11 protein-coding genes are annotated in these 12,045 nt (G+C 59.0%); 5 read left to right on the top strand and 6 right to left on the bottom strand.

The annotated features are described in order from the left end of the window. Positions 1–48: 48 nt before the first annotated feature. A complete protein-coding gene (locus ACP7B0_RS17230; RefSeq protein ID WP_426142663.1) occupies positions 49–573 on the bottom strand; it encodes a cupredoxin domain-containing protein in 525 nt (174 codons plus the stop codon). A gap of 150 nt (positions 574–723) precedes the next feature. Here ACP7B0_RS17230 and ACP7B0_RS17225 point away from each other — a divergent pair, with 150 nt between their 5' ends. Beyond that, entirely contained in the window at positions 724–1,404 is a 681-nt protein-coding gene (locus ACP7B0_RS17225) for a heavy metal response regulator transcription factor (protein WP_426142662.1), read from the top strand. Further along, entirely contained in the window at positions 1,404–2,768 is a 1,365-nt protein-coding gene (locus tag ACP7B0_RS17220) for a heavy metal sensor histidine kinase (RefSeq protein WP_426142850.1), read from the top strand. Before ACP7B0_RS17225 ends, ACP7B0_RS17220 begins: the two co-directional genes overlap by 1 nt. 136 nt (positions 2,769–2,904) lie before the next feature. Here ACP7B0_RS17220 and ACP7B0_RS17215 read toward each other — a convergent pair whose 3' ends face one another. The 3 genes from ACP7B0_RS17215 to ACP7B0_RS17205 all read right to left on the bottom strand — a co-directional run bounded on the left by ACP7B0_RS17215 (position 2,905) and on the right by ACP7B0_RS17205 (position 6,161). Then, on the bottom strand, positions 2,905–4,149 hold the full coding sequence (locus tag ACP7B0_RS17215) for a lipoprotein-releasing ABC transporter permease subunit (protein ID WP_426142661.1): 1,245 nt from the start codon (positions 4,147–4,149) through the stop codon (positions 2,905–2,907). A gap of 70 nt (positions 4,150–4,219) precedes the next feature. Beyond that, positions 4,220–4,903, bottom strand: a complete 684-nt coding sequence (lolD, locus tag ACP7B0_RS17210; RefSeq protein ID WP_426142660.1) for a lipoprotein-releasing ABC transporter ATP-binding protein LolD — start codon at positions 4,901–4,903, stop codon at positions 4,220–4,222. Positions 4,904–4,910: 7 nt separating this feature from the next. Further along, positions 4,911–6,161 carry a lipoprotein-releasing ABC transporter permease subunit gene (locus tag ACP7B0_RS17205; RefSeq protein ID WP_426142659.1) on the bottom strand — a complete coding sequence of 417 codons (1,251 nt, stop codon included), beginning with the start codon at positions 6,159–6,161 and terminating at the stop codon, positions 4,911–4,913. 115 nt (positions 6,162–6,276) lie between these two features. Between ACP7B0_RS17205 and ACP7B0_RS17200 the strand changes: the two genes are divergently transcribed. After that, positions 6,277–6,858 (top strand): PilZ domain-containing protein, encoded by a 582-nt coding sequence (locus tag ACP7B0_RS17200; protein WP_426142658.1) that lies wholly within the window; start codon positions 6,277–6,279, stop codon positions 6,856–6,858. 146 nt (positions 6,859–7,004) lie between these two features. Beyond that, positions 7,005–7,727, top strand: coding sequence for a glycerophosphodiester phosphodiesterase (locus tag ACP7B0_RS17195; RefSeq protein ID WP_426142657.1), 723 nt, complete (start codon positions 7,005–7,007; stop codon positions 7,725–7,727). 42 nt (positions 7,728–7,769) lie between these two features. Here ACP7B0_RS17195 and sthA read toward each other — a convergent pair whose 3' ends face one another. Both sthA and ACP7B0_RS17185 read right to left on the bottom strand, forming a co-directional pair. Continuing rightward, the gene (gene sthA / locus ACP7B0_RS17190) at positions 7,770–9,164 is read right to left on the bottom strand and encodes a Si-specific NAD(P)(+) transhydrogenase (protein WP_426142656.1); all 1,395 of its coding nucleotides are present in this window, start codon (positions 9,162–9,164) and stop codon (positions 7,770–7,772) included. Positions 9,165–9,329: 165 nt separating this feature from the next. Continuing rightward, on the bottom strand, positions 9,330–10,241 hold the full coding sequence (locus ACP7B0_RS17185; protein ID WP_426142655.1) for an FAD:protein FMN transferase: 912 nt from the start codon (positions 10,239–10,241) through the stop codon (positions 9,330–9,332). Between the two features lie 365 nt (positions 10,242–10,606). Here ACP7B0_RS17185 and ACP7B0_RS17180 point away from each other — a divergent pair, with 365 nt between their 5' ends. Next, positions 10,607–11,899, top strand: coding sequence for an MFS transporter (locus ACP7B0_RS17180; RefSeq protein WP_426142654.1), 1,293 nt, complete (start codon positions 10,607–10,609; stop codon positions 11,897–11,899). Positions 11,900–12,045: the final 146 nt, after the last annotated feature.

Raw genomic sequence — 12,045 nt, 5'->3', positions numbered from 1 at the left:
ACGGATTAGACCGGGCAGTTTATAGACTTTGCGCCCGGTTTTCAGCGCCTACTCGGTAATCGTCAGCTTACCGACCATCCCGGCCTGATAGTGGCCGGGGATATTGCACGCAAACTCAAGATCACGAGCCTTGGTGAACGTCCAGGTCAATTCGGCGGTTTTACCCGGCCCGATAAGCACACTGTTGGGGTCATCATGCCGCATCGCCATCTTGCCGTGGTCCATGCCATGGGCCATCCCGCCATGGTTCATGCCAGTGGGCATCAACAGACCGCTTTCCTGCATCTTGAGCATGTCCTGCTGATGATGCGCGTGCATCGCCGCATCACCTAAATTGAACTCATGCAGCAATTGCCCTTTGTTCACCAGCACGAAACGCACCGTCTCGCCCGCCTTGACCTGCACGTTTTTGGGCTCGAAAAACATATCGCCCAACGTCAGCTCTACGGTACGGGTGGCGCTGGCCTTCGGCGCAGCGTGTCCGAAGTCAACAGAAGACGCTGGCGATGCAAGCAATGGCTGACTGGCACTCAACAGTACAACCACCAGCGTGAGGCGAGCGAGGGAACGCATAGGTGTCTCCAAATAAGCGACAATCGATGGTCACACATTAAAAGCCGGGCGCTGGCGGCGAGCTGACAACAAGATTACAAATCTGTCAGGTTGACGCTCATGCCGCCCACCCGCGCTATAAAGCAGCCTCGTCACGCTTGTGAGTCACTCATGAAACTACTGATCGTCGAAGATCAACCGAAAACCGGTCATTACCTGCGCCAAGGCTTGAGCGAAGCGGGCTTCAGCACTGAACTGGTGGCTGACGGCACCACTGGCCAGCACCTGGCGTTGACCGGCGATTACGCGCTGTTGATTCTCGATGTGATGCTGCCGGGCCGCAGCGGCTGGCAGATTCTCCAGGCCATGCGCAGTGCCGGTCTGGAAACGCCGGTGCTGTTCCTGACCGCGCGCGATGCGGTAGAAGATCGGGTCAAAGGCCTGGAACTGGGTGCAGACGACTATCTGATCAAGCCGTTTGCCTTCTCCGAGCTGCTGGCCAGGGTTCGAACCCTGCTGCGACGTGGCGGTAACGCGGCTCAGGAAACCTGTCTGCAACTGGCCGACCTGCGCCTGGACCTGCTGCGCCGACGGGTGGAGCGGGACGGTAAGCGCATTGACCTGACAGCCAAGGAGTTTGCCTTGCTGGAATTGCTGATGCGCCGGCAAGGCGAAGTGCTGCCCAAATCACTGATTGCATCCCAAGTATGGGACATGAATTTTGACAGCGACACCAATGTGATCGAAGTGGCGATACGTCGCTTGCGACTGAAGGTCGATGACGACTTTCCCGACAAGTTGATCCATACGGTGCGAGGCATGGGCTACGTGCTGGAAGAGCGCCCGTCGTGATTCGACGAATCTCGCTGGCCAGCCGTCTGGCCTTGTTGTTTGCGGCCTGCACCACCGTCGTCTCCCTGACCGCTGGCGTGCTATTTAATCGTGCCAGTGAAACCCACTTCATGGAACTGGACCAGCAACTCCTCGACAGCAAACTGCCGCCACTGCGCAACGTATTGCAGGGTGTTTCAACTCGTGAAGCATTACTCGCTCGCGAAGGTGAACTGCGCCTTGAACTGAGCCGCCAGCCCGATCTCGCCTTGCGGGTCAGTGGTTCCGATGGAGCAGTCTGGTTCGATAACTCAAGCCTGCCGCCAGCGCAATCCGAAGGCCATGAGACATTGCATACCCAGAGTGATACCCGGACGGCCTATCGCCTTTATCACGCTCCTCTGGTCGAACACTCGACTGAGTCTGCACAACTGACGCTGATGCTGGACATCACTCACCACCAGCACTTCCTGCAGCGCATGCAGCGACTGATCTGGCTGACCATTGGGCTGTCTGCGTTGGCCACAGCGCTGTTGGGAGCCTGGGCTGCGCGGAGTGGACTGCGCCCACTTCGCCAGATGAGCCAAATCGCCGCCAGCGTATCGGCCAGCTCCCTCACCACCCGCCTGCCCGAAGCGCAAATGCCCAGCGAACTGGCAGACCTGACGCAAGCCTTCAACGCCATGCTTGAAAGGCTCGATGACGCTTTCCAGCGACTCTCGGCTTTTTCCGCCGACATCGCCCATGAGCTGCGCACGCCGCTGTCCAATCTCCTGACGCACACCCAGGTCATACTGACCCGGGAGCGCTCGCGGGAAGATTATCGCGAGGCGTTGCTGGGTAATCTGGAAGAGTTGCAAGGCATGGCGCAGATGGTCAACGACATGCTCTATCTGGCCAAGGCAGAACATGGCCTGATCACCCCGGTACGAGAACGCCTGGACCTGCGAGAGGAAGCCGACACGGTGCTGGAATTCTTCGCACCGCTGGCCGAAGACGCCCAAGTCAATCTGCGTTGTGAAGGCCAGGCCGGCCTCGACGGCGACCGCACGATGTTGCGCCGGGTTTTCTCCAATCTGCTGGATAACGCCCTGCGCTTCACCCCCGCAGGTGGCGAGGTAACGGTGAGCTTGGGCAGTAGGCAACACAAGGTCACGATCAGCATCGAAAACAGCGGCGCGACCATCGCCCCCGAAATCCTGCCCCGGCTGTTCGACCGGTTCTACCGCGCCGACCCGGCTCGCCGGGAGAGCCACGAACATGCCGGGCTAGGCCTGGCGATCACACGCTCGATCATCCAGGCCCATGGCGGAACGATTCGCTGCGAATCCGGGGAAGGTTTGACACGGTTTGTCATTGAGCTGCCGAATCAATACACCGTGTAAAACCAGTGTGGGAGCGGATTTATCCGCGAAGAGGTTGGCACGGCCGACATCGTCATCGACTGAATAACCGCATTCGCGAATACATTCGCTCCCACAATTCGCGCCTACAAAAAGTAGACGTGTCTAGCCCCGCAGATCACTCATAGCGCAACGCATGGGCCGGCTGGATCTGCGCCGCACGCCAGGCCGGGTAAACCGTCGCCAGGAAGCTGAGGATGAAACCGGCACTGCAAATCAGCAGGACATCGCCACCTTGCAGCTCAGAAGGCAGGCTGTTGATGAAGTACACATCGGAACTGAAGATATGCTGGCCGCTGACCCGCTCCAGCCAGCCCACCAGACTGCTGACATTAATGGCGGCGATGACGCCCAGCACACCGCCGATCAACGTGCCGACAATACCGATCACCGTGCCCTGCACCACGAAGATCGCCATGATCTGCCGCGGCGTAGCGCCGATGGTACGCAGGATCGCGATGTCCGCGCCCTTGTCGTTCACCACCATGATCAGCGTGGCGATGATGTTGAAGGCGGCCACGGCCACGATCATCAGCAACAGCAGACCGATCATGGTTTTTTCCATCTTCATCGCGCTGAACAGGCTGCCCTGGGTGTGCGTCCAGTCATCGGCCCGGTAATCGCTGCCCAGACTGGTGGCGATCTGAGTCGAGACGTGTGGCGCGGCGTACAGGTCTTTGAGGGCCAGACGCACGCCTTGCACCTGATTGGGCTGCCAGTGTTGTATTTGCGCCGCGTCGGCAACGTTGATCAGCGCCATGGAGCCATCAAGCTCGGCCCCCACCTTGAATACACCCACCACGGTCAGGCGTTGCAGGCGCGGGGTAATGCCGCCGGGCGCGCTGCTGACTTCCGGCACGATCAGGGTCAATTTATCGCCGACATTCAGGCGAAAACGCCGCGCCGTGAGTTCGCCGAGCACCACACCGAATTCCCCGGCTTTCAGGTCTTCAAGTTTGCCCTGCACGATGTGCTGGGCAACGATCGAGACTTCATGCTCTAGCGCAGGATCAACGCCGCTGATCTGGATGGGCTGCATCGAGCCTTTATAGGACAGCATGCCGTCCATTTCGGTGAAGGGGACGGCCGCCGTCACTTCAGGGTTCTTCAGGGCGGCGGCGGCGGCGGGTTTCCAGTCATCCAGCGGCGTCACGCCCGCGATAACCGCATGGGGCACCATGCCGAGAATCCGCGAGCTCATTTCCCGCTGGAAGCCGTTCATCACCGACAGCACGACGATCATGGCCAGCACGCCCAGCGCCAGCCCGATCATCGAGGTCATGGAAATGAACGAGATAAAGTGGTTGCGGCGTTTGGCACGGGTGTAGCGCGCGCCTATGAAAATCGATAACGGTCGGAACATTTGAATAACACCGTGAAAATACCGCAGAAAAAGACGATCCCTGCGCGATCACCTGCGCCGGGTTGTGCAATCAGGCGGCTACCAAATGGCCGTTTTCCAGACGCAGCACCCGATCCATCTGTCGAGCCAGGCTCATGTCGTGGGTGACCACCAGGAACGCGGTGCGCGAGGACGTGCTCAGTTCGAGCATCAGATCCTGAATGCCTTGTGCGGTGTGATGATCCAGGTTGCCGGTGGGCTCGTCGAGCATCACCAGCCCAGGCTGATTGACCAGCGCACGGGCAATCGCGACACGCTGGCGCTCGCCACCGGACAACTCCGACGGTTTGTGCTGCAAGCGGTGCCCCAGCCCCACACGCTCCAGCAGCGCCGTGGCGCGTTGGCGCGCTTCCGGGATCGCCGTCTTGCCGATCAGGAGCGGCATGCAGACGTTTTCCAGGGCGGTGAACTCCGGCAACAGGTGGTGAAACTGATACACAAAACCCAGAGAGCGATTGCGCAGCAGGCCGCGGGCTTTTTCGCCCAGCGCCGACAGCTCTTCACCAGCCAGCCATACACTGCCCTGGGACGGCGTGTCCAGCCCGCCCAGCAGGTTCAGCAAGGTGCTCTTGCCCGAACCCGAACTGCCCACGATCGCCACGCGCTCGCCCGGAAACAGCTCAAGCTGAAGGTTGGCCAGAACCACCACCGATTCCGGGCCTTCCTCATAGGATTTGCCCAGGTTACGGCAACTCAATACTGCTTTATCACTCATGCCCGACTCACTCATAACGTAACGCCTCCGCCGGCTGGGTACGCGCTGCGCGCCAGGCCGGATACAGGGTGGCGAGAAAACTCAGGATCAATGCGGCGCCGCAGACCAGCACCACATCTTCAACCATCAGCTGTGATGGCAGATAGTCAATGAAGTACACGTCGGCACTGAGAAACTTGTGGCCGATCAGGCTTTCGAGGCCGGAGACAGCAGCGCTGACATTCAGCGCGGCGATGATGCCGACCACGGCGCCAATAAAGGTCCCGACCACCCCGATCACCGTGCCCTGCACCATGAAAATCGCCATGATCTGCCCCGGCGTGGAGCCCAGGGTGCGCAGAATGGCGATATCGCCTCGTTTGTCATTGACCACCATGACCAGCGTGGAAATGATGTTGAACGCCGCGACCGCGACGATCAGCAACAGCAGCAGGCCGATCATGGCTTTTTCCATACGGATCGCCTGATACAGATTGCCGTGGGTGCGGGTCCAGTCGCGGGCGTAATACGTCTGCTCGCCAAGGGCTTGAGCGATTTGGTAAGAGGTGCGCGGAGCCTGGAACAGGTCATCGAACTTCAAGCGCAGACCCTGCACCTGATCCGGTTTCCAGCGATGCAGCCGGGCAATATCGTCAAGATTGGTGAGGCCCAGGTAACCGTCCAGCTCGCCGGCACCGACATGGAAAATGCCGACGACCGTGAAGCGTTTCATGCGCGGAAACATACCGGCCGGCGTCACGGTGACCTCAGGGGCAACGAACGTCAGCTTGTCGCCCATTTTCGCCCCCAGCTTGGTCGCCGCCTTGTCACCGATGACGATGCCGAAGCTGCCGGGAGACAAATCGTCGAGCTTGCCCTGCGTCATGAACTTGTCAATGATCGAAACGTTGCGTTCCTGGGCCGGATCGATGGCATTGAGCAGGACTTTCTGCACGTTGCCGTTGTGGGTCAGCAGCCCCTGCATCTGGGTGAAGGGCGCAACGGCCAGCACCTGCGGGTTACGCTTGACCTTGTCGGCCAGCGACTTCCAGTCACTGATGGGCTCGCCGGACTCGATGGTGGCGTGAGGCACCATCCCCAGCACGCGGGTGCGCATCTCATGATCGAAACCATTCATGACCGATAACACGACTATCATCACCACGACGCCCAGGGCGAGCCCGATCATGGAAGTCAGCGAAATGAAGGAGACGAAATGGTTACGGCGTTTTGCACGGGTATAACGCGTGCCGATGAATACAAAAAGAGGTCTGAACATTTAGGGACTTGTTCGGAGGAATGGGAACGTCCTTGTGGCGGGTCTTGGCGTGCAGCCTTACACTCGAAACACTCTGAGCATTGACTCTGACAACCGCAGCTACCATGGATTCGCCATGTCGACATTAGATGAAGAAGAACGCCGCGAATACTACCGTATCGAAGACAGCGTCGCACTGGAAATTAACCTGCTGTCCAGCACCGATACGACTGAACGCAATGCCATGCGCGAGACCTCGGTACTGTTCGAGCTGCTCAGCGAACTGCATATCAACGAGTTTGAATCCCAGCACTTGCTGCGCCAGCTGGACGAGCGTGATCGGGTCCTGAGCAGCTTGCTCAAGTCCTTGAGCAAGCGTATCGATCTGCTGGGGCAAGTGGTTGCCCAGACTGCGCTGGGCAAGCTGGGCGCGCCGCAGCACGTGATCATTTCCGAGGGCGGCGTGCAGTTTCATTCGCCCCAGGCGTATGCCCTGGATGCACACCTGTCGATCAAAATGGTGCTCATGCCGCAGGCTTCGGCGCTGATGATGCTGGCCAAAGTCACCCACTGCGATACCTTGGCAGATGGTCAGTTCGACATCGGCACCGAGTTTGTCGAGCTGCCCGACTCACAACGACAACTGTTGGCGCGATACATTTTGCAACGACAAGCCCAGCAGAGACGCCAGGCACTGGAGAAGCAAGCGCCTGAATAAGGAACGCCTTTTCGTTGCCAGGGGTATCCGTGAGCGACTGCACATTTTTTTTTTGCCGCTCACGGGCGCCGCCCGGCCAACGATGAACAATGACAAGCTTCCAATGCACACCCCGAACGACGCCTTGAAGGCCACCAGGAGTAAACGTGACCCTTATTTATGGCCACCGCGGCGCCAAAGGCGAAGCACCGGAAAACACCCTGACCAGTTTCCAGGAGTGCCTCAAGCATGGCGTCCGTCGTTGCGAACTGGACCTGCATTTGTCCCGCGACGGGGAGTTGATGGTTATCCATGACCCCACCCTCAAACGCACCACGGACCGGCGAGGCAAGGTCAACGAACATCTGGCCGCCGACCTGATCACCTACGACGCACGCAAAGGCGGCCCCGGCTGGGTCAATGCCTGCCCGATTCCGCGACTGGAAGAGCTGTTCGAAAAGTGCGACTTCGAACACTGGCAGCTGGAAGTCAAAAGCGCGTCGCGCACCCGCGCCGCCACCACCGTGCTGGCGATTCGCGAGCTTGCGCAACAGCATGGCTTGCTGGACAGGATCACCATCACGTCGAGCTCAAGGGAAGTGCTGCGTGCGGCAATGGATTTGACGCCGGATATCGCTCGCGGGCTGGTGGCCGAATATGCCTGGCTGGACCCGTTGAAGGTCGCGCAAAGCTACGGCTGCGAGATTCTGGCGTTGAACTGGACGTTGTGCACTCCCGAACGGCTGAAGAAAGCCCAGAATCAGGGTTTGCACGTGTCGGTCTGGACAGTCAACGAACCCGCGCTGATGCGCAGGCTCGCGGACTTCGGCGTAGACAGCCTGATTACAGACTTTCCCGGTTTGGCCAGCGCCACGCTCGGGAATTACTGAAATCGGTCTCCCCGGCCGGCTCAGGCCACCGGCCGGAGTCGCTTAAAAAAGCCGGTTGAGGCCATCGTAAGCAGCGACCCGATAGGCTTCGGCCATGGTCGGGTAGTTGAACGTGGTGTTGACGAAGTACTTCATGGTGTTGGCTTCGCCGGGCTGGTTCATGATGGCCTGGCCAATGTGCACGATCTCGGACGCCTGGTCACCGAAGCAATGTACGCCCAGCACCTCGAGTGTTTCGCGGTGGAACAGAATTTTCAGCATGCCCACCCGCTCGCCGGAAATCTGCGCCCGGGCCATGCCTTTGAAGAATGCCTTGCCCACCTCGTAAGGCACCTTGGCCTGGGTCAGCTCCTGTTCGTTCTTGCCGATGGAGCTGATCTCCGGGATGGTGTAGATCCCGGTGGGAACATCATTCACATAACGCCAACTGCCATTATCCACCACGCTGCCAGCGGCTGAACGGCCCTGATCGTAAGCGGCACTGGCCAGGCTCGGCCAGCCGATGACGTCGCCCGCACCATAAATGTTCTGCACGCTGGTGCGATAGTTTTCATCCACCTCAATCTGACCACGGCCGTTGGCTTTGATGCCCACGTTTTCCAGGCCCAGCTTGTCGGTATTGCCGGTACGGCCGTTACACCACAGCAAAGCGTCGGCCTTGATTTTTTTGCCGGATTTAAGGTGCAGGATCACGCCGTTGTCCAGGCCTTCGACCTTTTCATACTCTTCGTTGTGGCGAACCATGACGTTGTTGTTGCTGAAGTGATAACTCAACGCCTGGGAAATTTCCGAATCCAGGAAACTCAGCAGTTGATCGCGGTTATCCACCAGTTCAACCAGCACGCCGAGACCGCTGAAAATCGAGGCGTATTCGCAGCCAATAACACCGGCACCGTAGATGATCAGCTTGCGTGGGGTATGACCCAGACTGAGGATGGTGTCGCTGTCGTAGATACGCTTGTGGGAAAAGTCGATATCCGCCGGGCGATAAGGCCGCGAGCCAGTGGCGATGATGATCTGATTGGCGACCAGTTTTTCAACCACGCCATTGGGACACACCACATCGACGCTGCGTTCGTCAGCAAAACTCCCCGTCCCGAAGAACACATCCACCCGGTTACGTGCGTAGTAACCGGTACGCGAGGACACTTGCTTGGCAATGACGATTTCTGCGTTTTTCAACACATCAGGAAACGAAAACCAGCGCGGCTCGCCAATGGCCCGGAACATCGGGTTGGTGTTGAAGTGGATGATTTGCTTGACCGAGTGACGCAATGCCTTGGACGGGATGGTGCCCAGGTGAGTGCAATTGCCGCCGACCTGCCGACGGCTATCGACCATCGCAACCTTGCGCCCCGCCTTGGCGGCGTTCATCGCCGCGCCTTCTCCAGCAGGGCCGGAACCCAGTACCACTACGTCGTAGTTGTAGACAGCCATGCGTACTCCTTAGAACAGGCCGAGCTGCCACTCTGGCAACTCCGGCTAAATCACATCGCGGCCAGCGACATGAAGGATCGAAACTCGGGGCGCAGTCTAAACCTGTGCCGAAGCGGGGAACATTAACCCTTGGTCGCGTCGTAAGCCAATTTTGTCAGCACTACATCAATCTCCAGACAGCCCTTCGAATGCGCGATTGCTGCGAATGATAAAACGCTTGCCGTCACGAATCACAAAAAAAGCGGCGATATCGTGCTGTTCGGCGTAATCCCAGCCCCGTTCCGGGCCGAGAATCAGCAACACCGTCGAGAGGCCATCGGCCATAAGCGTTGATGGATGAATAACGGTGACCGATGCCAGGGCGTGCTCCACAGGCGCCCCGGTCAACGCATCCAGAGTATGGGAATAACGATGCCCCTCGCGAAGGTAGTAATTGCGGTAGTCCCCGGAGGTGGAAACCCCGTAGCCATTCAGGGCGATAACGCGCTGCGCGACCTGCTGATCGTCCCGGGGTTCTTCAAGGGCAATGCGCCATGGAGAGCCGTCGGCTTTCTTGCCCACGGCTTTGAGTTCGCCCGTCGCCTGGACGAGATAATCGTCAATACCCAAGGCCTGCAGCCGAGCGCCGATCCGTTCGACGGCGTAACCGGCAGCGATGCTGCTGAAGTCGATCTGCACCGCTGCATCCTTGCACAAGCGCTGCCCCTCGATGCGTAAATGCTGTTGGCCGACAAGGAGCCGCGCCCGAGCCAGTTGATCAGCGCTTGGCACGTGCTCCACACGGGACTGGGGACCAAACCCCCACAGGTTCAGCAAGGGCTCGACCGTCAGGTCGTAACGCCCTTCGCTGGCCCGGAACAACTGTTCGCCCACGCGGACCAGTTGCAGAACCGGTTCCGGCATCACCCGGCAACTATGGGCAGGCAAGGCATTGAAGCGTTCGATGTCGGAGTCGCTGCGCCAGGTGGACATCTGCTGATCCACTTCAGCCAGTATCGCCTCCACTTCAGGCTGCACCCCTTGCACACCCGGTTGATCCGCCCGGCGCACATAACTGACCGAATAGCTGCTGCCCATGGTCGGCCCGCCAAACGTTTCCAGCGTTGGGCCTGAATCACAGCCAGCGATGCCCCCGGATAAAAGCAAGAAGACACATACCCGTAGCCAACCCAGCCTTGTCGGATTCAAAAGACAGTCCTGTTCAATAAAACGATAGGGGGATCAAGCGTCAACAGCGTGCATTTTAAGCTGCTGTCCGACACTGCTTAAGACCCGCTCAACGCGACCATTGACGACGATGACCAAGGCCCTAAGGTTGTCATTGGTCGACTTTACACATATTGTTACAAAATGCTTCGCGTGCAGGCAGGAGGCTTGGCCGGTGCAAACAGGACATAAATATAACGGATCCCCTAGATTAAAAGCCTAAGCGAGTAATTCCAATGGCCTCCACTACCTCCAAAGGCAAGGCGATTTTTCGCGTTGTCAGCGGCAACTTTCTTGAAATGTTCGACTTCATGGTCTACGGCTTTTACGCCACGGCCATTGCCAAGACCTTCTTCCCGGCCGACAGCGCCTTCGCATCCCTGATGTTATCCCTGGCCACCTTTGGTGCCGGCTTTCTCATGCGTCCGCTGGGCGCCATCTTCCTCGGCGCCTATATCGACCGTCACGGCCGCAAAAAAGGGCTGGTCGTCACCCTGGCAATGATGGCGATGGGCACTGTGCTGATTGCCTGTGTGCCGGGTTATGCAACCCTGGGCGTCGCGGCGCCGCTGCTGGTTCTGCTTGGTCGTTTGCTGCAGGGCTTTTCCGCCGGCGTGGAATTGGGCGGTGTTTCTGTCTACCTGGCGGAAATTTCAACCCCCGGCCGCAAGGGCTTTTTCGTCAGTTGGCAGTCCGCCAGCCAACAGGCCGCCGTGGTATTCGCCGGATTGCTGGGCGTGGGCCTGAATCATTGGCTCAATCCTGAGCAAATGGGCGAATGGGGCTGGCGTGTGCCGTTCCTGATCGGCTGCCTGATTGTGCCGGTCATTTTCGTGATCCGTCGCTCGATGGAAGAAACCCCGGAATTCCAGGCCCGCACTCATCACCCTAGCCTGAGCGAAGTGGTGCGCTCCATCGGGCAGAATTTCGGGTTGGTCATCGGCGGCATGGCACTGGTGGTCATGACCACCGTTTCGTTCTACCTGATCACGGCCTACACCCCGACGTTCGGCAAGAACGAACTGCAGCTGTCCGACCTGGACAGCTTGCTGGTCACCGTGTGTGTCGGGATCTCGAACTTCATCTGGCTTCCCGTGATGGGTGCATTCTCTGACCGCATTGGCCGCAAGCCACTGTTGATCAGCGCAACGGTTCTGGCGATTGCCACGGCCTACCCTGCCCTGTCGTGGCTGGTGGCAAACCCAAGCTTCGGCAATCTGCTGATGGTCGAGTTGTGGCTGTCATTCCTTTATGGCTCGTACAACGGCGCGATGGTCGTGGCGCTGACCGAAATCATGCCGGTCGCCGTGCGCACCACTGGCTTCTCCCTGGCCTACAGCCTGGCGACAGCCACCTTCGGCGGCTTCACCCCGGCCGCTTGTACGTACCTGATTCATGTTCTGGATAACAAGGCGGCACCGGGTATCTGGTTGACCGGTGCGGCAATCCTTGGCCTGACAGCAACCCTGGTGTTGTTCCGCAAGGGTGGGCAGAAGCTGGAGGCGCCGGTGGGCGCGGTGGCGGGATAATCTGACGGAGAGGTTTTACGTGGGAGCGGATTTATCCGCGAAGAGGCCAGTACAGCCGATACAAAGTCGGTGCCTGGAACAAAGCCTTCGCGAATAAATTCGCTCCCACAGGTCTTGCCCCAAGGTTTGCTTGAGTCCAAAAAAAA

The organism is Pseudomonas sp. DWP3-1-2, from assembly GCF_049896285.1.
In the GTDB taxonomy this organism is placed as follows: Bacteria; Pseudomonadota; Gammaproteobacteria; order Pseudomonadales; family Pseudomonadaceae; genus Aquipseudomonas.
Note: the sequence above shows the minus strand (reverse complement) of the source record. Positions and strands in the feature narration are given on the sequence as shown.